20 protein-coding genes are annotated in these 24,381 nt (G+C 72.8%); 6 read left to right on the top strand and 14 right to left on the bottom strand.

What is annotated here, in order from left to right; all coding sequences use genetic code 11:
- Positions 1 to 351: 351 nt before the first annotated feature.
- Entirely contained in the window at positions 352 to 873 is a 522-nt protein-coding gene (locus EAO77_RS03115) for a universal stress protein (RefSeq protein ID WP_147986602.1), read from the top strand.
- A gap of 599 nt (positions 874 to 1,472) precedes the next feature.
- Here the strand turns inward: EAO77_RS03115 and glmS are convergent.
- The 3 genes from glmS to EAO77_RS03095 all read right to left on the bottom strand — a co-directional run bounded on the left by glmS (position 1,473) and on the right by EAO77_RS03095 (position 4,621).
- Positions 1,473 to 3,290 (bottom strand): glutamine--fructose-6-phosphate transaminase (isomerizing), encoded by a 1,818-nt coding sequence (gene glmS, locus EAO77_RS03105; protein ID WP_147986600.1) that lies wholly within the window; start codon positions 3,288 to 3,290, stop codon positions 1,473 to 1,475.
- A gap of 54 nt (positions 3,291 to 3,344) precedes the next feature.
- A complete protein-coding gene (locus EAO77_RS03100) occupies positions 3,345 to 3,623 on the bottom strand; it encodes a hypothetical protein (protein WP_147986599.1) in 279 nt (92 codons plus the stop codon).
- 65 nt (positions 3,624 to 3,688) lie between these two features.
- Positions 3,689 to 4,621: a DUF4429 domain-containing protein gene (locus tag EAO77_RS03095; RefSeq protein ID WP_147986598.1), complete on the bottom strand. Its 933-nt coding sequence runs from the start codon at positions 4,619 to 4,621 to the stop codon at positions 3,689 to 3,691.
- A 128-nt stretch (positions 4,622 to 4,749) separates the two neighbouring features.
- Here EAO77_RS03095 and EAO77_RS03090 point away from each other — a divergent pair, with 128 nt between their 5' ends.
- Complete coding sequence (locus tag EAO77_RS03090) at positions 4,750 to 6,435, top strand: beta-N-acetylhexosaminidase (RefSeq protein WP_147986597.1); 1,686 nt, start codon at positions 4,750 to 4,752, stop codon at positions 6,433 to 6,435.
- A 517-nt stretch (positions 6,436 to 6,952) separates the two neighbouring features.
- Here EAO77_RS03090 and EAO77_RS03085 read toward each other — a convergent pair.
- The 10 genes from EAO77_RS03085 to EAO77_RS03040 all read right to left on the bottom strand — a co-directional run bounded on the left by EAO77_RS03085 (position 6,953) and on the right by EAO77_RS03040 (position 20,107).
- Positions 6,953 to 8,722: an IucA/IucC family protein gene (locus EAO77_RS03085; RefSeq protein WP_147986596.1), complete on the bottom strand. Its 1,770-nt coding sequence runs from the start codon at positions 8,720 to 8,722 to the stop codon at positions 6,953 to 6,955.
- Positions 8,719 to 9,267 carry a GNAT family N-acetyltransferase gene (locus tag EAO77_RS03080; RefSeq protein WP_147986595.1) on the bottom strand — a complete coding sequence of 183 codons (549 nt, stop codon included), beginning with the start codon at positions 9,265 to 9,267 and terminating at the stop codon, positions 8,719 to 8,721. Before EAO77_RS03080 ends, EAO77_RS03085 begins: the two co-directional genes overlap by 4 nt.
- Positions 9,264 to 10,556 (bottom strand): lysine N(6)-hydroxylase/L-ornithine N(5)-oxygenase family protein, encoded by a 1,293-nt coding sequence (locus EAO77_RS03075; RefSeq protein ID WP_147986594.1) that lies wholly within the window; start codon positions 10,554 to 10,556, stop codon positions 9,264 to 9,266. The genes EAO77_RS03080 and EAO77_RS03075 overlap by 4 nt, the downstream gene beginning before the upstream one ends.
- A complete protein-coding gene (locus EAO77_RS03070; protein WP_147986593.1) occupies positions 10,540 to 11,982 on the bottom strand; it encodes a pyridoxal phosphate-dependent decarboxylase family protein in 1,443 nt (480 codons plus the stop codon). The genes EAO77_RS03075 and EAO77_RS03070 overlap by 17 nt, the downstream gene beginning before the upstream one ends.
- A gap of 263 nt (positions 11,983 to 12,245) precedes the next feature.
- On the bottom strand, positions 12,246 to 13,079 hold the full coding sequence (locus tag EAO77_RS03065; protein WP_147986592.1) for a siderophore-interacting protein: 834 nt from the start codon (positions 13,077 to 13,079) through the stop codon (positions 12,246 to 12,248).
- 2 nt (positions 13,080 to 13,081) lie between these two features.
- Positions 13,082 to 14,119 (bottom strand): ABC transporter substrate-binding protein, encoded by a 1,038-nt coding sequence (locus tag EAO77_RS03060; RefSeq protein WP_147986591.1) that lies wholly within the window; start codon positions 14,117 to 14,119, stop codon positions 13,082 to 13,084.
- A 277-nt stretch (positions 14,120 to 14,396) separates the two neighbouring features.
- Positions 14,397 to 15,557 (bottom strand): acyl-CoA dehydrogenase family protein, encoded by a 1,161-nt coding sequence (locus EAO77_RS03055; protein ID WP_147986590.1) that lies wholly within the window; start codon positions 15,555 to 15,557, stop codon positions 14,397 to 14,399.
- A gap of 8 nt (positions 15,558 to 15,565) precedes the next feature.
- Positions 15,566 to 16,504, bottom strand: coding sequence for a hydroxymethylglutaryl-CoA lyase (locus EAO77_RS03050; RefSeq protein ID WP_147986589.1), 939 nt, complete (start codon positions 16,502 to 16,504; stop codon positions 15,566 to 15,568).
- On the bottom strand, positions 16,501 to 18,471 hold the full coding sequence (locus EAO77_RS03045) for an acetyl/propionyl/methylcrotonyl-CoA carboxylase subunit alpha (protein WP_147988908.1): 1,971 nt from the start codon (positions 18,469 to 18,471) through the stop codon (positions 16,501 to 16,503). The genes EAO77_RS03050 and EAO77_RS03045 overlap by 4 nt, the downstream gene beginning before the upstream one ends.
- Before the next feature lie 19 nt (positions 18,472 to 18,490).
- Positions 18,491 to 20,107, bottom strand: coding sequence for a carboxyl transferase domain-containing protein (locus EAO77_RS03040; RefSeq protein WP_147986588.1), 1,617 nt, complete (start codon positions 20,105 to 20,107; stop codon positions 18,491 to 18,493).
- Positions 20,108 to 20,195: 88 nt separating this feature from the next.
- Between EAO77_RS03040 and EAO77_RS03035 the strand changes: the two genes are divergently transcribed.
- The gene (locus EAO77_RS03035; RefSeq protein WP_147986587.1) at positions 20,196 to 20,816 is read left to right on the top strand and encodes a TetR/AcrR family transcriptional regulator; all 621 of its coding nucleotides are present in this window, start codon (positions 20,196 to 20,198) and stop codon (positions 20,814 to 20,816) included.
- A gap of 130 nt (positions 20,817 to 20,946) precedes the next feature.
- Positions 20,947 to 21,735: a phosphatase gene (locus EAO77_RS03030; RefSeq protein WP_147986586.1), complete on the top strand. Its 789-nt coding sequence runs from the start codon at positions 20,947 to 20,949 to the stop codon at positions 21,733 to 21,735.
- A 458-nt stretch (positions 21,736 to 22,193) separates the two neighbouring features.
- On the opposite strand, the gene EAO77_RS03025 is transcribed toward EAO77_RS03030, so the two are convergent.
- Positions 22,194 to 22,505, bottom strand: a complete 312-nt coding sequence (locus EAO77_RS03025; protein WP_147986585.1) for a hypothetical protein — start codon at positions 22,503 to 22,505, stop codon at positions 22,194 to 22,196.
- Between the two features lie 178 nt (positions 22,506 to 22,683).
- Between EAO77_RS03025 and EAO77_RS03020 the strand changes: the two genes are divergently transcribed.
- On the top strand, positions 22,684 to 23,352 hold the full coding sequence (locus EAO77_RS03020; RefSeq protein WP_261993779.1) for a response regulator: 669 nt from the start codon (positions 22,684 to 22,686) through the stop codon (positions 23,350 to 23,352).
- The coding region (locus EAO77_RS03015) for a sensor histidine kinase (protein ID WP_147986584.1) at positions 23,349 to 24,381 on the top strand (1,033 nt) is incomplete at its 3' end. The genes EAO77_RS03020 and EAO77_RS03015, both read left to right, overlap by 4 nt.

The raw sequence follows: 24,381 nt of genomic DNA, 5'->3' as shown, positions 1-24,381 counted from the left end.
GGGCAGGGGCGGCCGGGGTGGTCTGACGTGCGGACACTCGGAGCTCCTGGGCGCGAGGGTGGGCGACTGGCCGACGAAGGGCCAACGACGGCCCCCGCCGCCGGTCACTGTGCGCATCCGCCGGACAGCGGACGGACAGCTGCATGGGCCACCTGCCATTGCCAGGGCGGGGCGTGCTCGTGCATGCTCCCTGGAACGCCGCCGCGTGAGGCGGCGGGACCTGGGCAGGAGAGGAGTGCCGCCGTACCCTTGGGGGTATGAGGCCGGGAAGACGTTTCCCGGACACCGCTCCGTCCCGTCCGCTCCGCACCTTCATTCCCTCACACGAGGACGTTCTTCGCCGAGACACCGATGGCCGGTCACGAAATCCCCGAACCCGCGGACCGCAAGCAGGTCGCCGACCCCCTGTCGGACCTGCGAGCGGCAGAAGAGTCATGTCACTCCTGCGATCCCGCCTTCCAGCACGGAGTCGTCGTCGGATTCGACGGCTCGACCTCCAGTGAGCGGGCGCTCGCCTACGCCATCGGCATGGCCTGCCGGTCGGGCTCCGGCCTGATCATCGTCCACGTCGCCAACCGGCTGCCGACCACCGTCTGGGCGGGCTGCGAGCCCCCCGTCTTCGTGGACGTCCCCGACCACCGCACCGAGGTGCTCGGCCTCGAACTCGCCTGCGCCGACTACCTGAGCGAGGTCCCCTGGATCCTCGTGGAGCGGGGCGGCGACATCTGCCACGAGCTGGAGGAGGTCGGCCGGGAGTACTCGGCCGACGCGATCGTGGTCGGCTCCACCCACGGCCTGGTCGGCCGGATCTTCGGCTCCGTCGCGGGCCGCCTCGCCCGGCGCGCGAAGCGCCCGGTGATCGTCATTCCGTAGCGCTCCGCGCCTCGTTCCCCTTCGCGCGTCCCCGATCGCACGTCCCTCCGTGCGCGGAGCTCGTCCGCGCACGGCCCGGGGCGGCCCGCCGGAGCGTCCCTCCCGTCCCGCTGCCGCCGCCCGGCCCCACGGGTGACGTCACGTCAACCCGCCCTGGAGACCAGCGGATCCGGGTGCTGTCACGAGGTTGGTTGTGCGCTTGTGAAGGGTACATGTCGGTCACGGGGTCCACAGCAGTCGGCAGCACGGTGCGGCACGGCTGCACGGACGCGAACGGACACGAAGGGAGCCCGCCGTGGTCGACGGCGTCTGCGAGGGGAGGGCCGGATCGACGCGGTCCTCGGCCGTCCCGCACTCGGACCGTACGGGGCGACCATGGCGCTCGCCACGTGGCCCGCGTTCACCGGGCGCGCCGCCGGCCGGGGAGTGACGGCCACCGGCTGAGCGGCCAGAGGGCCGGCGTGAGGGGTTGCGCGCCGGCGGCACGGAGAACGCCCCCTGCGACGGCAGGGGGCGTTCTCGCGTTCTTCCGTGCCCGGTCGTTCGCTTCCGGGGCGCTCCGAGCGGCGCCGGCGGCGGCCGATCGCGGCCCCGGCGGGCTACTCGACCGTGACGGACTTCGCCAGGTTGCGCGGCTTGTCGATGTCGCGGCCGAGGGCCAGGGCCGTGTGGTAGGCGAGGAGCTGGAGCGGGATGCCCATCAGGATCGGGTCCAGCTCGTCCTCGTTCTTCGGCACCACGATGGTGTGGTCGGCCTTCTCCTGCTCGCGGTGGGCGACGGCCAGTATCCGGCCGGAGCGGGCCTTGATCTCCTCCATCGCGGCGCGGTTCTTCTCCAGCAGCTCGTCGTCCGGCACGATCGCGACGGTCGGCAGCGCGGGCTCGATCAGGGCGAGCGGGCCGTGCTTGAGCTCGGAGGCCGGGTAGGCCTCGGCGTGGATGTAGGAGATCTCCTTGAGCTTCAGGGAGGCCTCCAGGGCGACCGGGTAGCCGCGCACCCGGCCGATGAACATCATCGACTTGGCGTCCGCGTACTGCTCGGCCAGCTTCTTGATCTCGCCCTCGGTCTCCAGGATCTCGCTGATCTGGCCGGGCAGCTTGCGCAGGCCCTCGATGATGCGCCGGCCCTCGGCGACCGACAGGTCGCGGATGCGGCCGAGGTGCAGGGCGATCAGCGCGAAGGCGACGACCGTGTTGGTGAAGCACTTGGTGGAGACGACGCAGACCTCGGGGCCGGCGTGGACGTACGTGCCGCCGTCCGCCTCGCGGGCGATCGCCGAGCCGACGACGTTCACGACGCCGAGGACCCGGCCGCCCTTGCGCTTGAGCTCCTGGACGGCCGCGAGGACGTCGTAGGTCTCACCGGACTGGGAGACGGCGATGTAGAGGGTGTCGGGGTCCACGACCGGGTTGCGGTAGCGGAACTCGGAGGCGGGCTCGGCGTCCGCGGGGATGCGGGCCAGGGACTCGATGAGCCCGGCGCCGATGAGACCGGCGTGGTACGAGGTGCCGCAGCCGAGGATCTTCACCCGGCGGATGCCGCGGGCCTCGCGCGGGTCCAGGTTCAGCCCGCCCAGGTGCACGGTGTTGAACCGGTCGTCGATGCGGCCGCGCAGCACACGGTCGACCGCGTCGGGCTGCTCGCTGATCTCCTTGTGCATGTACGTGTCGTGGCCGCCCATGTCGTAGGAGGCGGCCTCCCACTCCACGATCTCCGGGGTGGCGGTGGTCGTCGCGCCGGAGGTCGTGTACGTGCGGAAGTCGTCGGCCTTGAGGGTGGCCATCTCGCCGTCGTCGAGGGTGACGATCTGGCGGGTGTGGGTGACCAGCGCGGCGATGTCGGAGGCGACGAACATCTCCTTGTCGCCGATGCCGAGGACGACCGGGGAGCCGTTGCGGGCGACCACGATGCGGTCGGGGAAGTCGGCGTGCATGACGGCGATGCCGTACGTGCCCTCGACCACCTTGAGGGCCTCGCGGACCTTCTCCTCCAGGGTGGTGGCCTGGGAGCGGGCGATCAGGTGGGTGATGACCTCGGTGTCGGTCTCCGAGAGGAAGACGATGCCGTCGGACTCCAGCTTCGCGCGCAGCTCGGCCGCGTTGTCCACGATGCCGTTGTGCACCACGGCGACCTTGTTGTCGGCGTCGAGGTGCGGGTGCGAGTTGAGGTCGCTCGGGGCGCCGTGGGTGGCCCAGCGGGTGTGGGCGATGCCGGTGGTGCCGGCGAAGCGCTTGGGGACGCGGGCCTCGAGGTCGCGCACCCGGCCCTTGGCCTTGACCATCTTGAGCGCGGCGGCCTTGGGGCTGTTGATCACCACGCCCGCCGAGTCGTACCCCCGGTACTCCAGCCGCTGCAGCCCTTCCAGCAGCAGCGGAGCCACGTCACGCTTGCCGATGTAACCGACGATTCCGCACATAGAGTCTTGCCCCTCCGTAGTTCAGTGGTGTGCTCGCCGAGGACGACGGGCGGGTCAGCCGTAGACCATGCGGCGCAGCTGCCGGAGCGAGAGCTCCGGCGGCGCCACGGCGCGGTGCGGCAGTTCGGCCGCGATGCGCTCGAAGATCTCGGCGTTCACCGCGCCGCCCGACTGGAGTTCGCGGTGGCGGCGGCGGACGAACTCCTCCGTCGTCTCGTCGAAGTACGCCAGCACGTCGAGCACCACCCGGGCGGCTTCACCGCGCTGGAGCGCGGTGCTGCGCACCAGATGGTCGACGAGGTCGTCGTGGGACGACGGGCGGTGTTCGAGCACCCGTAGATATTGGAGTGAGGAGAGGCGCCTTTGCAAGAATCCTGCCCGATATCGGGCAGCGCGGGTCACATTCTTCGCAGGACGGCCTGTTTGGCGGTGGCGAACTCCTCGTCGGTGAGGATCCCGGCCGTGCGGAGCTCACCGAGCTCACGCAGCCGCCGCAGCAGCGCGTCGTGGTCGTGCCCGCCGTCGTCCGGGGCCGTGGCGGACGGGCCGGTGGCCGCCGGTGCCGCCGGTTCCCCCACCGCCCCCGGCGGGAGAGCCGGGGCGGCGGGCCCGTCCCCGGCCGTCGCGGCGCGCGGGTGCGGTATGCGGGCCACGACGGCCGCGCCGAGCAGCGCCATCAGCGGGTCGTTGCGAAAGCCCCACAGCTCGACCGCGTACGGGTCGTACTTCGGCTCCTGCCGTCCCGGGCCCGTCCACGGGCCGCTGAACCGCAGGAAGCCGTTCTCCAGGGAGGCCGACGGCATCCACTCCACACCGCTCACCTCGGCCAGCTCCAGGGTGCGCGGACCGCCCGAGATCTTGGCCTCCTCGGCCTGCCACTTCCACTCCAGCCGGATGCGTTCCCCGTCGAAGGAGACGGTGGCGTCCCCGGCGGAGACGGTGATGGGCACGGCGGGCCCGGGGAGCAGGTAGCCGTCGGCGGGCCCCGGAGGGACCTGCTCCAGCAGCAGCGCGGTGCGCACCTCGTCCACGAGGTACTCGGCGACCCCCGAGCGGTCGTTGTCGACCTTCAGCCGGTACGGGTCGGAGGACTCGTCCAGGGCCCCGCCGGTGATCTGCGCCAGGGGGTCCGCGCCGTCGCGCAGCCGCAGCCTCAGCCGTCCCGACTTCCTGCCGGACTCGTAGGAGAGTCCGGCCACGGCCCGCAGCGGCACGGCGATCTCGCCGAGGGTGCGGCGCAGTCTGCTCACGCTCTTGTCGTTGCCGGGCACGATGCGGACCGTGTCGCCGTCGAACGTCCAGGTCCCGTCCTTCTGGATGATTTCTGCCACGACGGCGATTGTTCCACCGACCGTGTCGCCAAGTGGTCTACACCTTGACCCCGGTTGGGGGCCGCGGTACGGATGGTGCGGGCCCGGTTGCCCTGCGCACAGATGTCGCCCCCGTCGAAGGGAACCCTGTGAGTCAGCCCAGACCGACCGTCCGCGCCCCGCGTCCGTCCCGATCCTCCCGGCTGCGGCGACTGCCCCGGCTGCTGGGCGCGGTGCTGCTCCTGACCGCCGTCACGGCGTCCGGCGCCATCGGCGCGGCCGCCGCGGGACCGGGCCCGGCGGCGGCCGAGCCCGCCGTCCGCCCGCTCGGGCACATCGTCCCCGTCCCCGCCTCGGTGGAGCCCGCCGGTGCCCCCTTCACGCTGACGTCCTCGACGCGCATCGCGACGGACGGCTCCCGCCAGGCGCGGGCCGTCGCCGAACAGCTCGCCGGGGTGCTGCGCCCCTCCACGGGCTTCGCGCTGCCGGTCACCGACCGCCCCTCACCGGGGGCCGTCCGGCTGCGGCTCGACGCGGGTGAGCGGGCGCTGGGCGACGAGGGGTACCGGCTGCACTCCGCGCCCGGCGGCCTGACCCTCACCGCCTACCGCGAGGCGGGGCTCTTCCGCGGCGTGCAGACGCTGCGCCAGCAGCTGCCGTCCCGGGTGGAGAGGGACACCGTGCAGCCGGGCCCCTGGCGGGTCGCGGGAGGGACCGTCACGGACACGCCGCGGTTCGCCTGGCGCGGGGCGATGCTCGACGTCTCCCGCCACTTCCTGGAGGCCGCGCAGGTCAAGCGCTACATCGACCACATCGCCCTCTACAAGATCAACACGCTGCATCTGCACCTCTCCGACGACCAGGGCTGGCGCATCGCCGTCGACTCCTGGCCGCGGCTCGCCGGGTACGGCGGCTCGACCGAGGTGGGCGGCGGCCCCGGCGGCCACTACACCAAGGCGCAGTACCGCGACCTCGTCCGCTACGCGGCGGCCCGGCACATCGAGGTCGTGCCTGAGATCGACATGCCGGGCCACACCAACGCGGCCCTCGCGTCCTACGCCGATCTCACCTGCGACGGTGTCGCCCCGCCGCTCTACACGGGCACGGCGGTCGGCTTCAGTTCGCTGTGCGTGCCGAAGGAGATCACCTACGACTTCGTGGACGACGTGATCGGGGAGATCGCCGCCCTGACCCCCGGGCGGTACCTGCACATCGGCGGCGACGAGGCCCATTCCACCAGCCACGAGGACTACGTGGCGTTCATGGAGCGGGTGCAGCCGGTGGTCGCGCGCCACGGCAAGACGGTCGTGGGCTGGCACCAGCTGACGGGGGCGACGCCCGCCGAGGGAGCCGTCGCCCAGTACTGGGGTCTCGACCGCACGAGCGCGGCGGAGAAGGAGCGGGTGGCCGCGGCGGCGCGCGCCGGGACCCGGCTCGTGCTCTCGCCGGCCGACCGGACCTACCTGGACATGAAGTACGACGAGAACACCGAACTCGGCCTCTCCTGGGCGGGATACGTCGAGGTCCGGCGCTCCTACGACTGGGACCCCGGCGGTTACCTCGCGGGGGCGCCGGAGAGCGCGATCGCCGGTGTGGAGGCGCCGCTGTGGACGGAGACCGTCTCCTCGGACGCGGACATCGACCGGATGGCGTTCCCGCGGCTGCCCGGGGTGGCCGAGCTCGGCTGGTCGCCGGCCCGGACGCACGACTGGGAGGACTACCGGCTGCGCCTCGCCGCCCAGGGGCCCCGGATGGAGGCGCTCGGCATCGGCTACCACCGCTCGCCCCAGGTGCCGTGGGCGTCGGCCGGCGCCGGGGCCGGCGCCGGGGAGTGACCGCGGGGCGGGCCGGTCTCCACGGGGTGCACGCCGCCGGGGCCCGCTGACGCTCGCCGGCCACCGATGCCTCGCCCGGGGGCGACGGGTCACGGGCGCGGCCCGGGGCGGGGGCGGACGCGCCCCGGCCCCGAGGCGGGGGCGGGCGAGCTGCCCCCGGAATGCGGCGGGCGAAGCGCGGCGCCCGGCGCCGGACGGTGTCCGGGGGACGCCCTGCGCCGCCACGGCGGATGGGGGGCCGTCCGGCGAGGGAACGGGCGCCCCCGGGGACCGTACCCGGGTGCGCCCGTGGCCTGTGGGGCCCGCTGGTGCGGGTTCAGTTGGGCCGGTGTGGCCTGTGGGGGCCGTTCGCCCGGATCACGGCGGGCGGGTGTGCCCGGTCCGGCGGTTGGGACCGTGACCCGCCGGACCCGGCCGCCCGGTGTTCCCGGGCCGTGCGGCCCGGGAACACGGGAGACCGGCTGGGTCCTCCGTCCGGACCGCGGCACGCGTGCCGCCGGGATCCGGAGGGGAGGCCCTACGCGGCGAACCGCGCGATCGGGTTCGTCAGCGTGCCGACGAACTGGAGGGCGGCCGACGGGTCGGCGAGGTCCACCATCTGCTGGTTGTTGCGCAGCTGGAGCCGGTTCAGGCAGGACAGCGCGAACTCCTCGGCGAACATGTCGTACTGGGCGAACCTGTCCGCCAGCTGCGGCACGGACTCCTGGTAGCCGCGCACGCAGTCGGCGACCGTGCGCCAGAAGGTCTCCTCGTCCAGGACGCCCTCCTCGGCGAGCGTCGCGCCGAGGAAGCGCAGGAAGCAGTCGAATACGTCGGTGAAGACGGACAGCAGCTTGGTCTCGTCCGGCACGTCGACCCGGATGCGCTCGACGGCCGGCGGCAGCACCGCGTCCGGGTCCATGACCGCGATCTCCTCGGCGATGTCCTTGAAGATCGCGCGGTCGACGGCGCCCCGCTCGTCGAGGACCAGGATCACGTTCTCGCCGTGCGGCATGAACACCAGGTCGTAGGCGTAGAAGGTGTGCAGCACCGGCAGCAGGTAGGCGTCGAGGTAGCCCCGCAGCCATTCGGCCGGAGCCAGCCCGGAGCCGGCGATCAGCGCGCCCGCGAAGGACGCCCCCTCGTGGTCGGTGTGCAGCAGCGACGCCATGGTCGCCACCCGCTGCCCCTCGCCGAGGGTGGGAACCGGGCTCTCGCGCCACAGCGCGGCGAGCATCTTGCGGTACGGGGAGTACCGGTCGGTGGCGGCCTCGTACTCCAGGTGCCGGTAGCCGACGGCAGCACGCTCCCGGATGATCGAGAAGCGTGCCGCCTTCAGCACGTCGTCCCCGTCGATCAGGTGGGCCAGCCAGTCGTTGATGGCGGGCGTGGCCTCCATGTAGGCGGCCGAGAGACCGCGCATGAAGCCCATGTTGAGCACGGACATGGCCGTTTTCACATAGTGCTTCGCCGGGTCGCTGGTGTTGAAGAACGTGCGGATCGACTGCTGCGCGAGATAGGTGTCGTCACCCGTGCCGAGGAAGACCAGCCGCTGCTGGGCGATCTCGGCGGCGAAGGTGACCGACAGCTTGTTCCACCACTGCCAGGGGTGGACGGGCATCAGCAGGTAGTCGTCCAGGGCGAGGCCCTGGTCGGCGAGGGTCCTGGCGAAGCCGTCGACGGTGGCGTCGCCGAGCTCGGCGCGCAGGAACGCCTCGTACTCGATCCCGGCACCCGCCGTGAAGGTGGCCCGGTCGCGGTGGGCGGCGAGCCACACCAGGTGGATGCCGGACGCCGCCTCGGGGGCGTAGGCGTGGTACTCGTCGATGCCGAAGCCGAGCCGGCCGTTGTTGGCGACGAAGCAGGGATGGCCCTCGGTCATCCCCGTCTCGATCGCCTGGAAGTCCGCCCGTGCCAGCTCGGCGGCGGTGATCCGGGGCTTCGTGGCCTTGTAGGCCGTGCCGGAGAGCGTGGAGGAGATCTCCTCCAGGTAGACCGGCAGGATCTCGTCGCTCAGACCGAGCGCGCCGCGCATCTCGATGACGAACTGCAGGGCGTCGAGCGGCAGCTCCCCGCCGTCGCGGTGGCGGGTGATCGAGGCGGCCGACACCTGCCAGTGGTCGAGCGCGTAGCGCTCGGCACGGAAGCGGTACTCGGTCGCGCCGTCGTCGCTGAGCACCCGCCAGCCGTCACCGGCCGGCTCGGGGGTCAGCAGCCGCTCGTGGGTGAACTCGGCGAGCGCCTTGCGCACCAGGAGGCGGTTGGCGTCGGCCCAGCGGGCGGGCGTGAGGTGGGCGACAGGGTTCATACGGCGACTCCCGTGGCGGCGGCGAACTGTTCGCGGGTGCAGAAACTCAGCAGTGCCTCCTTCTCGGGTTTGACGATCTTGTCGGCGGCGACGAATCCGACGGCCTCGTTGAGCCGGTGGACGGCCGTGTTGGAGACGTCGGGCTCGACGACGACCCGCCGTGCGGCGGGGTCGGCGAAGAGCTCGCGCATCACCGCGGTGATCACGGCCCGGGTGAATCCGTGCACGGGCGTGTCGGTGGGCGCCACCAGGAAGTGCATGCCGACGTCCCCGGGCTCGGGCTCGTACAGACCGGTGAGCTCCACGTACCGGGGGTCGTAGCTCTCCATCAGGAAGGCCGGCTCGCCGTCGTGGAGGCCGATGAAGGCGTGGTGGTGCTCATGGGCGGCGATGCGCATGTACTCGCGCTCGACGTCCTCCAGTTTGGCGTCCTGCATCATCCAGAACGCCGCTTTCGGGTGGGTGACCCATCGGTGCAGCAGCTCCGCGTCGGCCAGCGGGTCGAGCGGCCGGACGGTGAAGGCGCCGGGGGCGGCGGTGCTCATACGGCGAACTCCTGGAAGGCGATGGACTTCTCCACGGCGTAGTACTCGCTGCCGAGCAGCTCGCGGATGATGTACGCGTTGCGGTACGGGCCCATGCCCAGGTCGGGCGAGGTGATCGAGTGGGTGTGCACCCCGGCGTTCTGGAGGAAGATCTCCCGGCCGGCGGTGTCGATCGAGTAGTTGCGGGCCACGTCGAAGCGTCCTCGGCCGTCGAGCCGGATGCGGTCGGCGACCGGCTTCAGGAAGTCCGGGGTGGCGTACCGGTAGCCGGTGGCCAGGACCAGGCCCTGGGTGTCGAGCGTGTAGTCCTTGCCCTGCTCCTCCTGCCGCAGGCCGAGGGTGTACGTGCCGTTCTCGTACGCCACCGTGTGCAGGGCGGAGTTGGTGAGCAGGCGGGTGGACACCGGGCCGGAGAGGTTCTTCTGGTAGAGCAGGTCGAAGATCGCGTCGATCAGCTCCGAGTCGATGCCCTTGAAGAGGCCCTTCTGCTGCGTCTCCAGCCGGTAGCGGGTCGTCTCCGGGAGCGCGTGGAAGTAGTCGATGTACTCCGGGGAGGTCATCTCCAGCGTGAGCTTGGTGTACTCCAGCGGGAAGAAGCGCGGGGAGCGGGTGACCCAGTTCAGCCGGTAGCCGTGGACGTCGATCTCCGACAGCAGGTCGTAGTAGATCTCCGCCGCGCTCTGGCCGCTGCCGACCAGGGTGATGGACTCCTTCTTCTGGAGCGACTCCTTGTGCTCCATGTACCGCGAGTTGTGCAGCAGGTCGCCGCCCACGCCACGGCAGGACTCGGGCAGGTACGGCGGGGTGCCGGTGCCGAGCACGATGCGGCGTGCCGTGAATGCGTCGTCGGCGGTGCGCACCACGTACACCTCGCCCTCGGTGTCGTACTCGACGGAGGTGACGGTCGTGCCGAAGCGGATGCTGCTCAGCTTGGCCGCGGCCCAGCGGCAGTAGTCGTTGTACTCGACGCGCAGCGGATAGAAGTTCTCGCGGATGTAGAACGAGTACAGCCGGCCCTTCTCCTTCAGGTAGTTGAGGAAGGAGTACGGCGAGGTGGGGTCGGCCAGCGTGACCAGGTCCGACATGAACGGCGTCTGGAGGTGGGCGCCGTCGAGGAACATGCCCGAGTGCCACTCGAAGTCCGGCTTGGACTCCAGGAACAGGCCGTTCAGCGTGTCGATCGGCTCGGTCAGGCAGGCGAGGCCGAGATTGAAGGGGCCGAGCCCGATCCCGATGAAGTCGTACGTCTCGCGGGGGTGCGTCCCACGGGCGTCAGGAAGCGTGGACAAGGTTCTCTCCAAGGAACTGCTCGGCGTGGCCGGCTATCAGGTCGAGCACGGCGGCGATGTCACCGGTCGTGGTCTCGGGGTTGAGGAGCGTGAACTTCAGGTACTGCCGGCCCGCCACCTTGGTGCCCGCGACCACGGCCTCGCCCGAGGCGAACAGGGCCTTGCGGGCGTGCAGGTTGGCCTGGTCGATCAGGACCGGGCTGGTCACGGACTCCGGGATGTAGCGGTAGACCAGGGTGGACAGCTGGGGCTGGACGACGACGTCGTAGCGCGGGTCGGCGGCGAGCAGCTCCCAGCCGGCGGCCGCGAGGTCGCACACCTCGTCGAAGAGCCCGCCGACCCCGTCGGCGCCCATCACCCGCAGCGTCATCCACAGCTTGAGCGCGTCGAAGCGGCGGGTGGTCTGGAGGGACTTGTCGACCTGGTTCGGGATCTTCTCCTCGAGGGTGCGACGCGGGTTGAGGTACTCGGCGTGGTAGGTCGCGTGGCGCAGCGTGGCCCGGTCCTTGACCAGCAGGGCGGACGAACTGACGGGCTGGAAGAAGGACTTGTGGAAGTCGACCGTCACGGAGTCGGCCTGCTCGATGCCGTCGAGGAGCCGGCGCCGGGTGGGAGAGACCAGGAGCCCGCAGCCGTAGGCGGCGTCCACGTGCATCCAGGTCTCGTACTGCCGGGCGAGCGCGGCGATCTCGGGGAGCGGGTCGATGGAGCCGAAGTCGGTGGTGCCGGCGGTCGCGACGATCGCCATGGGCACCAGGCCCTCGCTGACGCAGCCCATGAGCTCGGTCTCGAGGGCGACGGTCTGCATGCGCTTGGCGCGGTCGACCGGGACGGCGACGACGGCGTCGGGGCCGAGGCCCAGCAGGGTGGCGGACTTCTGGACGCTGAAGTGGCTGCACTCCGAGGCGAAGATGCGCAGTTTCGCGAGGTCGGTGGTCTTGGCCTCCTGGCGGGCGAGCAGCAGCGCCTGGAGGTTGGACTGGGTGCCGCCGGAGGTGAAGACGCCGTCGGCGGCGGGGCCGAGACCGGCGCGGGCGCACGTCCAGTCGATGAGCTTGCGCTCGATCAGGGTGCCGCCGGCGCTCTGGTCCCAGGTGTCCAGGGAGGAGTTGACGGCGGAGAGGACCGCCTCGCCGAGCACGGCCGGGATGACGACGGGGCAGTTGAGGTGGGCGAGGTAGCGCGGGCTGTGGAAGTAGACCGCGTCGCGCAGGTACACGTCCTCCAGCTCGTCGAGGGCGGCGGAGGCGTCCGCGAGCGGTGTGTCCAGGTCGACCGCGTCGATGACCGGGGCGAGCCGGTCGGGGGTGACGCCGGTGAACGGGCGCCGGGTGGAGGCGAGTTTGGCTGCGACGCGCTCGACCCCTTCGGTCACGGAGCGCCGGTAGTGCTCCGCCGTCGTGTCGTTGAGCAGGTGCGAGCGCATGCAATGCCCTCCTGGGTGCGGGGACGTGATCGCCTCTGGGGACAGAGAGGGAGAAGAGGCGAATGAACTTAGGTAAGCCTAACCTAACTTGGCTCTCGCCTCATCGAGGGGGCGAGGACCCGGCTGTGCCGTTGTTCACACATCCGGCCTCCGGTCAAGTCCGTTTCCCCACGAGGCTGTCGTCGCCGCCGACGCGGCGCCGCCCGGCCCGCCGCACCCGTGGGTGAGGCCGGCCGGGGGTACGCCGCCGAGGCGTACGGCGGTCACTCGGACGGCTGCTCGCGCAGACCGTCCTCGCTCAGGCCCTGCTTCCAGTACCCGACGAAGGTGACGCGCCGACGGTCGATCCCGCGGTCGTTCACCAGGTGCCGGCGCAGCGCCTTCACGCTGCCCGACTCACCGGCGATCCAGGCGTAGGGCACGCCGTCGGGCAGCTCGGCGGCGGACACCGCCGCGAGGGCGGACGGCGCTCCCCGGTCCCGGACGAGCCAGGTGATCTCCGCGTCGGCGCGGGTCACCAGCTCCAGCCGGTCGTCCGCGTGCGGCACCTCCAGCCACACCTTGGCGCGCATGCCCTGCGGCAGCCACTCCAGGATCGCCGCCGCGGCCGGCAGGGCCGTCTCGTCGCCCCACAGCAGCACCCAGCCGGTGTCCTCGGGCGGCCGGAAGCGCACCGCCGTGTTGTCGGCGACCGCCGGGCCCAGCACCGTCACCCGGTGGCCGGGCTCGGCGGCGAGCGCCCAGCGGCAGGCCGGGCCGCCGTCCTCGTGCACGGCGAAGTCGATGTCCAACTCGCCGTCCGCGGGCCGCTGCTCGCGGACGGTGTACGAGCGCATCACCGCGCGCTCGTCGTCGGGCAGGGCGCGCCAGGCCCCCAGGACCGCGTACAGGTCGCCCGCGTCCGTCGGGACGACCGGCGCCGGCTGCCCGGGGTGGGGGAGGAACAGCGACAGGGACTGGTCCCGGCCGCCCGCCGCGAAGCCGGCCATGTCCTCCCCGGTGAAGGTGACCCGGACCAGCGAGGGGCCGAGCCGCCGGGTCCGGACGACCTCGAGGCCGAAGAAGCGGAACGGGGCGGTCTCGGCCTGCGTCGTCATGGTCAGGAGACCTTCTTCGCGTTCTCGATCGCCTCGGCCAGGTCCTCCAGCAGCGGCGCGCACTTGGCGTAGGAGTAGACGGGCTCGGTGACCCGGGCCGCGACCTGGCCGGCCTTGACGGCGGGCAGCTGCGCCCAGGTGGGCTTCGCCTTCTTGAGGTCGGCGTCCTGCAGGGTGCCGGTGCGGTTGTCGAGGATGATCAGGTCGGCCTTGTACTTGCCGACGTTCTCCCAGCTGAGCTCCTCGAAGAAGCCCTGCGCGTTCGCCTTCGGCTCGACGAACTTCACGCCCAGCTCCTGGAAGTAGAGCGTGTCGGCGGACATCTTCGGCACCGAGACGTAGAAGAGGTCCTGCGAGCCGGAGCCGATGAGCACCGTGAGGTCGGGCTTGGCCTTCGCGGCCTTGCGCAGGCGCTCGGCCGCGGCCTCGAAGCGGGCCTTGGCGTCGGTGACCTTCTTGTCCTTCAGGTCGGCGCCCAGGGACTCGGCCAGCTCGGCACGGCGGGCGAGCGCCTGCGGCATGGTGGTCTCGGCGGCCCACAGGGCGACGCTCGGGGCGAGGCCCAGGATCTTGTCCTTGGACTCGTCCGGCACGTACCAGAGGGCGTCCTTCTGCCACATGTCGGTGACGAGCAGCTCGGGCGCGAGGGCCGCGTACTTCTCGACGTTGAACTCGCCCCAGACGTTGCCGAGGATCTCCAGCTTGTCGATGTTCATGTCGCCGGCCTGCACATCGGCCTTGCCGTCGGCGGTCCTGGTCGGGCCGAAGACGCCCTTGACCTGGATGCCGTAGTCGTACAGGGCGGCGGCGGTGCCGGTGAACGCCACGATGTTCTTCGGGACGGCCTTCTGCTCCGCGGTCAGACCGCGGTCGTCCTTGAAGCTCCAGGGACCCGACGACTCGGCGGCTCCCCTGTCCGATCCGGTGCCGCCCTTCGTGTCGTCCTTGCCGCACGCGGCGAGGGCGACGCCCAGTCCCAGGGCGCCGCCGGCGGCGAGCAGGCCGCGGCGAGTGAGGTGGGAAGCTCGGGCGTTGGGCATGATGGTGTCCGCTTTCGTACGTGCCGTTCCGGCCAGGGGGCCAGGTCCGAACGTAGGTTAGCCTAACCTCAGTCTGTGTCCAGGGGTGGGCCCCTGACGACATGCCTGACCAGGAGTGATCTTGGCCACGCGCCCTGGGTGAGAGGGCGCACCGCAGGGGAATGCCCTCCGCCAACGCTCCTGTGCCGGATGTTTTCGGACACGACGGAGCGCGCGGCCCGCAGCGTGCCGGGCCGCGCGCGAGGCGGTGCCCGGGCCGCCGGCCCGGGCACGATCGTCAGCCGGTGAGGCCCAACTCCCGCGCGATCAGCATCCGCTGCACCTCGCTGGTGCCCTCGCCGATCTCCAGGATCTTGGAGTCGCGCCACATCCGGGCCACCGGGTACTCGTTCATGAACCCGTAGCCGCCGTGGATCTGGGTCGCCTCCCGGGCGTTGTCCACCGCAACCGTCGACGAGTACAGCTTCGCCAGCGCGGCCTCCTTCTTGAACGGCTCGCCCATGACCAGCCGGGACGCCGCGTCCCGCCAGCCGACGCGCGCCATGTGGGCGCGCATCTCCATGTCCGCGATCTTGAACTGGATGGCCTGGTTGTCGCCGATCGGCCGCCCGAAGGCGTGCCGCTCCCGGGCGTAGCGGACCGACTCGTCGACACAGCCCTGCGCGAGACCGGTCGCCAGCGCGGAGATCGCGATGCGGCCCTCGTCGAGGATGCGCAGGAACTGGGCGTACCCGCGGCCCTCCTCGCCGAGCAGGTTCGCCAGCGGCACCCGGACGTCGGAGAAGGAGAGCTCACGGGTGTCGGAGGCGTTCCAGCCGACCTTGGAGTAGGGCGCCGCCACCGTGAAGCCGGGGGTGCCGGACGGCACGATGATCGAGGAGATCTCCGGGCGCCCGTCCGCCTTGCGGCCGGTGACCGCGGTGACCGTGACCAGGCCCGTGATGTCGGTGCCGGAGTTGGTGATGAAGCACTTGCTGCCGTTGATCACCCACGCGTCGCCGTCCCGCACGGCCGTCGTCCGGGTGCCGCCCGCGTCGGAACCGCAGTCGGGCTCGGTCAGCCCGAACGCGCCCAGCATCTCGCCGGAGCACAGCCGCGGCAGCCACTCGCGCTTCTGCTCCTCGGTGCCGAAGCGGAACACCGGCATCGCACCCAGCGAGACGCCCGCCTCCAGGGTGATGGCCACGGAGGAGTCCACCCGGGCCAGTTCCTCCAGGGCGATCCCGAGGGCCAGGTAGTCGCCGCCCATGCCGCCGTACTCCTCCGGGAACGGCAGCCCGAACAGGCCCATGCGGCCCATCTCGCGGACGATCTCGTAGGGGAACTCGTGGCGCTCGTAGAAGTCGCCGATCTTGGGGGCGACGACGTCGTGCGCGAACTCCTCGACCGTACGGCGGAGTTCCTCGTGCTCGGCGGAGAGCCGGTGGTCCAGGGACATGGGGACGTTCACTCCTTGTGGGAGAGGGCGCGGACGGTACGGGAGGGGCTCGGGCGCCCCAGTTGTTCGGCCATCCACACGCTCGTGGCGGTGAGCCGGCCGAGGTCGACCCCGGTCTCGATGCCGAGGCCGTCGAGCATCCACACGAGATCCTCGGTGGCCAGGTTTCCGGTGGCGCTCCTCGCGTACGGGCAGCCGCCGAGGCCGCCCGCCGAGGCGTCCACCACGGACACGCCGTGGCGCAGCGCGGCGAGGGTGTTGGACAGCGCCTGGCCGTAGGTGTCGTGGAAGTGGACGGCGAGCCGGGCGGTCGGCACGCCCGCGTCGTTCAGCGCGGTGAGCAGGGCGGCCACATGGCCCGGCGTGGCCACGCCGATGGTGTCGCCGAGGCTCAGCTCGTCGCAGCCCATCTCCGCCAGCCGGCGGCATACGCCGGCCACCTGGCCGACCGGCACGGCGCCCTCCCACGGGTCGCCGAAGCACATCGAGACATAGCCGCGCACCCGCAGCCCGTGCTCGACCGCCCGGGTCACCACCGGTTCGAACATGGCGAGCGCCTCGTCGACCGTGCGGTTGAGGTTGGCCTTGGCGAAGGACTCGGTGGCGCTCGCGAACACCGCGACCTCACGGGCCCCGAGGCTCAGCGCCCGGTCGAGCCCGCGGTCGTTGGGCACCAGCACCGGCAGCCGCACCCCGGCGAGATCGCGCACCATCGGGAACAGCCGCTCGGCGTCGGCCAGCTGAGGAACCCACTTCGGGTGGACGAAGCTGGTCGCCTCGACCGTGGTGAGCCCCGCCCCGGCCAGCCGGCGGACGAACTCCGCCTTGGTCTCCACCGGCACGACGGCGGACTCGTTCTGCAGGCCGTCGCGGGGGCCGACCTCGTGGATGCGCACCCGTGCGGGGAGAGCGGGGTCGGGCACGGTCATCGGCAGCGGCGTCGTCATCGCGTCTCCTCCCCGCCCGCGGCCGTTCCGGCGGCGGCGTCCTCGGGGAGGACGACGGCCAGCACCTGGTCCATGGCGACCGTCGAACCGGCGACCACGTCCAGTTCGGCGACCGTGCCCGCGTGCGGGGCGGAGATGACGTGCTCCATCTTCATCGCCTCCACCACCAGCAGGCTCTGGCCCGCCTCCACCACGTCGCCGACGGCGACCTTGACGACGGTCACCGTGCCCGGCATCGGCGCCGCGAGGGTGTCCGCCCCGGCGTGCGCCGCCCCGCTCAGGGACGCCTCCACCGGGTCGTGGTCCACGACCTGCCAGCAGTCGCCGTCCCGGCCCAGCCAGGAGCCGGCGCGGTGGAAGGTGTGGGTGACGCCGTGCAGTTCGACGGAGATCGCGTGCTCGTCGACCCGCCGGGCGGCACCCGGATGCACGGTCCGGGTCACCGGGTCGTGCCCGGGCACCCGCAGCGGGAAGGCGAGCGGGGCCGGCCGGCCGCCCATCCGCCAGCCGTCCGGCACCGAGAACGGGTCCGTCCAGCCGCCCGGACGGGGTGCGAGGGCCTCGGCCCGTGCGGCCGCGGCCGCCTCGTACACCTCGTCCGGGACGCCCTCCGGGACCAGCGACGGCGCCTCGCGCTCGACCAGCCCGGTGTCCATCTCGCCCGACACCACCGCGGGGTGGGCCAGCAGGCGGCGCAGGAATCCCGCGTTGGTCGGGACGCCCAGGGTGACGGTGTCGGCCAGCGCCGCCCGCAGCCTGCGCAGGGCGGTCGCCCGGTCCGGACCGTAGGCGATGACCTTGGAGAGCATCGGGTCGTACAGGCTGCCGACCTCGGTGCCCTCGGTCAGGCCCGAGTCCGTGCGCACACCGTCGCCCTGCGGCTCGCGCAGGCGCAGCACCGTGCCGCCGGACGGCAGGAAGCCGCGGGACGGGTCCTCGGCGCAGATCCGGGCCTCGACCGCGTGGCCGGTCAGCGTGATGTCGTCCTGGGTGAAGCCGAGCGGCTCTCCCGCCGCCACCCGCAGCTGCCACTCCACCAGGTCCAGCCCGGTGACGAGCTCGGTGACCGGGTGTTCGACCTGGAGCCGGGTGTTCATCTCCATGAAGTAGTACTGCGAGGGGTCGGTGCCCGGCACGATGAACTCCACCGTGCCCGCGCCCCGGTAACCGCAGGAACGTGCCGCCTGGACCGCGGCCTCGCCCATCGCGGCGCGCGTCGCCTCGTCCAGCAGGACGGACGGCGCCTCCTCGATGATCTTCTGGTGGCGGCGCTGCAGCGAGCACTCGCGCTCGCCGAGGTGCACCACGTTGCCGTGGCCGTCCGCCAGCACCTGGATCTCGATGTGCCGCGGGCGGTCGATCCACCGCTCCACGAGCAGCGTGTCGTCGCCGAACGAGGCCCGCGCCTCGCGCCGGGCCGCCGCGATCTCCTCCATCAGCGCCGACTCGGCCCGGGTCAGCCGCATGCCCTTGCCGCCGCCGCCCGCCGAGGGCTTGAGCAGCACCGGCATGCCGATCTCCCGGGCGGCCGCAGCGAGTTCGTCGTCGCTCAGCCCGCTGCCGGACGATCCGGGGACCACCGGCACACCGGCCGCGCGCACGGTCTCCTTCGCCCGGATCTTGTCGCCCATGAGCGAGATCGCGGACGCCGGCGGGCCGATGAAGACCAGCCCGGCCTCCTCGCACGCCGCGGCGAAGCCGGCGTTCTCCGCGAGGAAGCCGTAGCCCGGGTGGACGGCCTGGGCGCCGGTGCGGGTGGCCGCGTCGAGCAGCCGGTCCACGGACAGGTAGCTCTCGGCGGCGGGCGGGGGGCCGATGCGCACGGCGGTGTCGGCCTCGCGGACGTGGCGGGCGTCGGCGTCCGCGTCGCTGAAGACGGCCACCGAGCGCACACCCATGGCCCGCAGGGTGCGGATCACCCGGACCGCGATCTCGCCGCGGTTGGCCACCAGAACGGTGTCGAACATCGTCATCGTGGAAGGTCCCTCACATCCGGAAGACGCCGAAACCGGCGTCGCCCAACGGCGCGTTGGCGCAGGCGGTCAGGGCCAGGCCCAGCACCTGACGGGTGTCCATGGGGTCGATGACCCCGTCGTCCCACAGCCGGGCCGTCGCGTAGTAGGCGTTGCCCTGGGTCTCGTACTGGGCGCGGATCGGGGCCTTGAACGCCTCCTCGTCCCCGCCCGTCCACTGCTCGCCGCGGCCCTCGATCTGGTCGCGCTTGACGGTGGCCAGCACGGAGGCGGCCTGCTCGCCGCCCATGACGGAGATCTTGGCGTTCGGCCACATCCACAGGAAGCGGGGGCTGTAGGCGCGGCCGCACATCGAGTAGTTGCCCGCGCCGTACGAGCCGCCGACGACGACCGTCAGCTTGGGCACCCGGGTGCAGGCGACGGCCGTGACCATCTTGGCGCCGTGCTTGGCGATGCCGCCGGCCTCGTAGTCCTTGCCGACCATGAAGCCGGAGATGTTCTGGAGGAACAGCAGGGGGATGCCGCGCTGGTCGCACAGCTCGATGAAGTGCGCGCCCTTCTGGGCGGACTCGGCGAACAGGATGCCGTTGTTGGCGACGATGCCGACCGGGTGGCCGTGGATCCGCGCGAAGCCCGTGACCAGCGTCTGGCCGAACTCCGACTTGAACTCGGCGAACCGGGAGCCGTCCGTGATCCGGGCGATCACCTCGCGCACGTCGTACGGCGTGCGCGAGTCGACCGGGACCGCGCCGTACAGACCCGCCGGGTCGACCTTGGGCTCCTCGGCCGGTTCGACCGACCAGGGGAGCGGGCCGCGCGCCGGGAGGGTGGAGACGATGGTGCGCACGATGCGCAGCGCGTGGGCGTCGTCCTCGGCGAGATGGTCGGTGACACCGGAGACCCGGGAGTGCACCTCGCCGCCGCCGAGCTCCTCCGCGGTGACGACCTCGCCCGTGGCGGCCTTCACCAGCGGGGGGCCGCCGAGGAAGATCGTGCCCTGGTTGCGCACGATCACGGCCTCGTCGCTCATCGCCGGCACGTACGCCCCGCCGGCCGTGCAGGAACCGAGCACCGCGGCGATCTGGGGGATGCCGGCGCCGGACATCCGCGCCTGGTTGTAGAAGATCCGGCCGAAGTGCTCCCGGTCGGGGAAGACCTCGTCCTGCATCGGGAGGAAGGCGCCGCCGGAATCCACCAGGTAGACGCAGGGGAGCCGGTTCTCCAGGGCGACCTCCTGCGCGCGCAGGTGCTTCTTGACGGTCATCGGGTAGTACGTGCCGCCCTTGACCGTGGCGTCGTTGGCGACGACGACCACCTCGCGGCCGCTGACCCGGCCGATCCCGGCGATCACCCCGGCCGCCGGGGCCTGCCCGTCGTACATGCCGTCGGCGGCGAGCGGTGCCAGCTCCAGGAACGGCGAACCGGGGTCCAGGAGGGTGTCCACCCGGTCCCTCGGCAGCAGCTTGCCGCGCGCGGTGTGCCGGGCGCGCGCCTTCTCGCCGCCGCCGAGGCGGGCCGCGGCGAGGCGGGACCGCAGACCGTCGGCGAGCTCCTGGTGGGCCGCCTCGTTGGTCTGCCAGGCCTCGGAGGCCGGGTCCGCGGCGCTCGCCAGCACTGGTGCCTGCTGCATTGCTCGAGCTCCCTTGCTCGGTTAATGAGCGTTAACGTGTTGCGCTCAGGTTAACGACCGCTAACCGCCCTGTCTAGAATGAATGTTCATGAGCACCAGGACCTCGGCACCCACGCGCCGCGAGCAGATCCTCAAGGAGGCCGCGCGCCTCTTCGCCGAGCGCGGCTTCCACGGTGTCGGCGTGGACGAGATAGGCGCCGCGGTGGGCATCAGCGGCCCCGGGCTGTACCGGCACTTCCCCGGCAAGGACGCGATGCTGGCCGAGCTGCTCGTGGGCATCAGCGAACGCCTCCTCAGCGGTGGGCAGCGCCGGGTGGCGGAGACGGGCGGCGACTGCGGGGCGCTGCTCGCGGCGCTCATCGACGGGCACATCGACTTCGCGCTCAACGACCGCCCGCTGATCACCCTGCACGACCGGGAACTCGACCGCCTGCGGGACGCCGACCGGCGCCGGGTGCGCCAGCTCCAGCGCCAGTACGTCGAGCTCTGGGTCGCCGTCGTGCGTGAGCTGCACCCCGAGGTCGCCGAGTCCGAGGCGCGGGCGGCCGTCCACGCCGTCTTCGGCCTGCTGAACTCGACCCCCCATATGGGGGTCAACGGCTCGGGCCCGCTCGGCCGCTCCGGCACCGAGGAACTGCTGCGCCGCCTCGCCCACGGCGCCTTCGCCTCCCTCGGCACACCGGACGTGCCGGTGCGGGCCGCGGTGTAGCGCGGGGGCCTCCGGGCGCCGGCGCGGGGCCCGGGGGCCGCGGGCGCCGGCGCCTCCGGGGCGGCGGCCGGCCGTGTCCATCGCGTAAGACGGTGCACACGCTCCGCGCACCCCACGGCACAATGGGCTCATGCCGATACCCAGCCGTGCCGCCCTCGTCGACCACCTCGTCCGCTCACGTATCGCCGGAGACGTCGCCACGCCGCGCGACAACAACCTCTCCCACTACCGCAAGCTCGCCAACGGTGACCGGCACTACTGGCTCGGCCTGGAGCTCGGCGACCGCTGGACCGACGAGCAGGACGTGCTCGCCGTCATGGCCGAACGCTGCGGTGTCAACGACGACCCCTCCCACCGGCAGGGCCAGGACACCATCGACCCCGAGCTGACGGTCGACGCACTGGAGCGCATGGCCGCACGGCTGCGCAAGGCCGCCGCGGGCGGGGAGCGCGTGCTCTTCGCGACCGGTCACCCCGGCGGGCTGCTGGACGTGCACCGGCAGACCGCGGCGGCGCTCCGCACGGCCGGCTGCGAGATCGTCCGCATCCCGGGCGGGCTCTTCGCGGACGAGGGCATGGTCTTCCAGTTCGCCGACGTCGCGATGCTGGAGCGCGGCGCGACCCTCTGGCACACCCACTCGCCCGCGCCGATGGCCGCCATCCTGGACTGCTTCGAGCACCAGGGCACCCCGCTGCCCGACCTCGTGGTCGCCGACCACGGATGGGCGGGCTGCGCGGGGCAGCGCGGGCTCGACGCCATCGGCTACGCGGACTGCAACGACCCCGCCCTCTTCATCGCCGAGGCCGAGGGCACCCTCCAGGTGACCGTCCCGCTCGACGACCACGTCACCGACCCGCGCTTCTACGACCCGATGACGGCGTACCTGCTCCACGCGGCGGGGCTCGACGTCCCTGCGTGAGACGTTCGGCGTGACGGCGTGACGGCGTGACGGCGTGACGGCGGCCGGCGTGAGGGCGGGCCGGGCCGGTCCGGGCCGGTACGGCGCGGGGCGGCCGTCCGGCAGCGGGCCGGTGGCCCCGGGCGGAGCATCGTGGCGCATGGGGGACGCCGCGAGGGACCGCCCGGGGCGGCTACCGGTCTCCGGTCCGTGCGGAGCCGCCGCTCCGCACGGACCGGACCGCCGGGGAGACCCGGACCGCTTCGGGTCTCCTCCGGGGACGGACGGCCTCCCGTGCCGGCGGGGCCGTCTCCAGGGCGTGGTGCGAACGTGCCCGGGCGCCTGTCACGCCCGTTCGCCGCGTCACCGGGTCGGGTCGGGCCCGGTACGGGGGCGATGTCCGCGCCACGGGCCCGCTCCTCGAACGGGCCGGCGCAGCCCGGGACGGGGCGGCGCCCCCGTTCCGGGACGGGAGGGCGCTACCGCCCGGACCCGTCGTGGTCGCGCCAGCTGCCGCGCACCACGCAGTACGTCCCGCCCAACAGCATCAGGAACATCGCGCCGCGCATGGCCAGCCCGACCCCGTAACGGGTTCCGGTGGTGAAGTCGGACGCCCAGTGGCGGATGCCGAGAAGCATCGCCAGGGTGCCCAGGATCAGCACGGCCCCGGCGGCGATCCACAGCATGCGCTCGCCGCGCGGGGCACGTGCCCATCGGGCGGGCCCGCGGGCCGCGCCGGGCGGCGTGTCGCCGCCCGGCGGTTCCTCCTCGGCACGGACCTCGGCGCTCACTGGACCCGTTCCTCTCGTCGGTCGGCCCGGCGGCCGGAACGGCATCCGGGGGTGCGCGCGGTGCCCGGGGTCTGGTCGAGTGGCCCCGGGCGATCCGGACGGCCGTTCGTGGCGGCCTAGGATCTGCATCCAGGTTCGCAGCCGCGGCCCTCCGAGGATTCCGACCACAGGACGACCTTTGCCCTACGACTCGAGGCCGGTGCGGGTCCTCGTCGTCGACGACGAGGAACTCGTGCGTGCCGCGCTGCGGCGCGTCCTCGACCACGACGAACTGCTCCACGTCGTGGGGGCCTGCGACGGCCCCGAGGCCGTCGACGCGGTCCGGGAACTCGCCCCCGACCTCGTGCTGCTGGACGTCGACATGCCGGGCGCGCACGGCCTCGGCGTCGTGCTGCCCGCACTGCGCGCCCTGCCGCACCCGCCCCCCGTCGCCATGCTCACCGCCCTCGACACCGCCGCCCACCTGGAGGACGCCCTGCGGCAGGGCGCGTCCGGCTTCCTGCTCAAGACCATGGAGCCCCGGATGTTCACCGACGCCGTGCGGCTGCTCGCCGCGGGCGGGGTGGTCTGCACCCCGCCCGGCAGCGCCGCCGTACTCGCGGGCTGGACGTCCAGGACCCGCGCCGCGCCCCCGCCCGCCGACCCCGGACGGCTCGACGTCCTCACCGACCGCGAGCGCGAGGTGCTCACGCTGATCGCGGCCGGCCTGCCGAACGCGGACATCGCCGCCTGCCTCGGCATGGGCGTGACCACCGTGAAGACCCACATCGGCGCGATGAAGCGCAAGCTCGGCGTCGACAGCCGTGTCGCGCTCGCCGCCACCGTCCACCGGGCGGCCGCGCCGTGAGCCGCCCGCCCGCCGGGGCGCGGTCCGCCCCGGTGCCCGGCGCCGGCGAGCCCCGGTTCCGGCCGCGTGGCGGGCGGGCGTACGCCGTGGAGGCGCTCGTGGTCGCCGCGTCCGTCGCCGAGGCGCTGGCGACCCGTGTCGCGCTGACCGGCTGGATGCTGCCGACGGCCCTCGTCGTCGCCTGTCTGCTGCCGCTGCGGTGGCGCTTCCCCCGGAGCGTGCTGCTGCTGGCGCTGCCCACGCTCACCACCGGCGAGCTGTGGCTGCCCGCGATGGCCGCGCTGCACGCGCTCGCCGCCTCCGAGCGGTCCCGCCGGGTCGCGGCGACGGGGGCCGCGGCGGTCGCCGTGGTGTCCTTCGTGCCGTGGCGCGGTCTGGGCGACTACGTGTGGACGGTGCCGGAGACCGTGCTGGGCGTCCTGCTCTCCGGGCTGCTCGCCGTCGCCCCCGCCGCCCTGGGCCGGCTCGCCCGGGCCCGCCGCGAACTCGCGGCCCGCCTCGGCGAACTCGCCCTCTCCCAGGAGCGCGAACGCCGCCACGCCGCCGAACAGGCGGCCCTGCGCGAGCGGGAGCGGCTGGCCCGCAACGTCCACGACACCGCCGCCCACCACCTCAGCCTGATCAGCCTGCGCTGCGCCGAACTCGCCTCGGCCGCCGGCTGTGACGAGTACCGGAGGCAGGCCGAGGCCCTGGGCGAGCTCAGCCGCCGGGCCGCCGCCGACCTGCGGGACACCGTCCACCACCTCGGCCCCGGGCTCGACCGGCTCCACGAACTCCTCGGTCCGGCGGGCGCGGTGGCCGTCCGCCTGGAGGTGGACGGGTGCCCGGCGGACGTCGGGCACGCCGTCTACCGGATCGTCCAGGAGGCCCTGACCAACGCCCGCCGCCACGCCCCCGGCGCACCCGGACGGGGCGGACGGCGCGGCGGGGTGAGGCGGCTCGCCGCAGAGGCGCGGGGCGAGAGTGGCGCCGTCCGCCCGAAGGGCGGGCCCCGCGGCGACCGGTGCGTGCGCTCGCGCGGCGGAGGGT

It is taken from the genome of Streptomyces sp. T39 (assembly GCF_008042045.1).
Taxonomy (GTDB): Bacteria; Actinomycetota; Actinomycetes; order Streptomycetales; family Streptomycetaceae; genus Streptomyces.
Note: the sequence above shows the minus strand (reverse complement) of the source record. Positions and strands in the feature narration are given on the sequence as shown.

Excerpts from the sequence above, each read along its gene's own strand:
- EAO77_RS03115 (WP_147986602.1), top strand. The coding sequence starts at position 352 with ATGGCCGGTCACGAAATCCCCGAACCCGCGGACCGCAAGCAGGTCGCC.
- glmS (WP_147986600.1), bottom strand. The coding sequence starts at position 3,290 with ATGTGCGGAATCGTCGGTTACATCGGCAAGCGTGACGTGGCTCCGCTG.
- EAO77_RS03085 (WP_147986596.1), bottom strand. The coding sequence starts at position 8,722 with ATGAACCCTGTCGCCCACCTCACGCCCGCCCGCTGGGCCGACGCCAAC.
- EAO77_RS03080 (WP_147986595.1), bottom strand. The coding sequence starts at position 9,267 with ATGAGCACCGCCGCCCCCGGCGCCTTCACCGTCCGGCCGCTCGACCCG.
- EAO77_RS03070 (WP_147986593.1), bottom strand. The coding sequence starts at position 11,982 with ATGCGCTCGCACCTGCTCAACGACACGACGGCGGAGCACTACCGGCGC.
- EAO77_RS03065 (WP_147986592.1), bottom strand. The coding sequence starts at position 13,079 with ATGACGACGCAGGCCGAGACCGCCCCGTTCCGCTTCTTCGGCCTCGAG.
- EAO77_RS03060 (WP_147986591.1), bottom strand. The coding sequence starts at position 14,119 with ATGCCCAACGCCCGAGCTTCCCACCTCACTCGCCGCGGCCTGCTCGCC.
- EAO77_RS03055 (WP_147986590.1), bottom strand. The coding sequence starts at position 15,557 with ATGTCCCTGGACCACCGGCTCTCCGCCGAGCACGAGGAACTCCGCCGT.
- EAO77_RS03050 (WP_147986589.1), bottom strand. The coding sequence starts at position 16,504 with ATGACGACGCCGCTGCCGATGACCGTGCCCGACCCCGCTCTCCCCGCA.
- EAO77_RS03045 (WP_147988908.1), bottom strand. The coding sequence starts at position 18,471 with ATGTTCGACACCGTTCTGGTGGCCAACCGCGGCGAGATCGCGGTCCGG.
- EAO77_RS03040 (WP_147986588.1), bottom strand. The coding sequence starts at position 20,107 with ATGCAGCAGGCACCAGTGCTGGCGAGCGCCGCGGACCCGGCCTCCGAG.
- EAO77_RS03035 (WP_147986587.1), top strand. The coding sequence starts at position 20,196 with ATGAGCACCAGGACCTCGGCACCCACGCGCCGCGAGCAGATCCTCAAG.
- EAO77_RS03030 (WP_147986586.1), top strand. The coding sequence starts at position 20,947 with ATGCCGATACCCAGCCGTGCCGCCCTCGTCGACCACCTCGTCCGCTCA.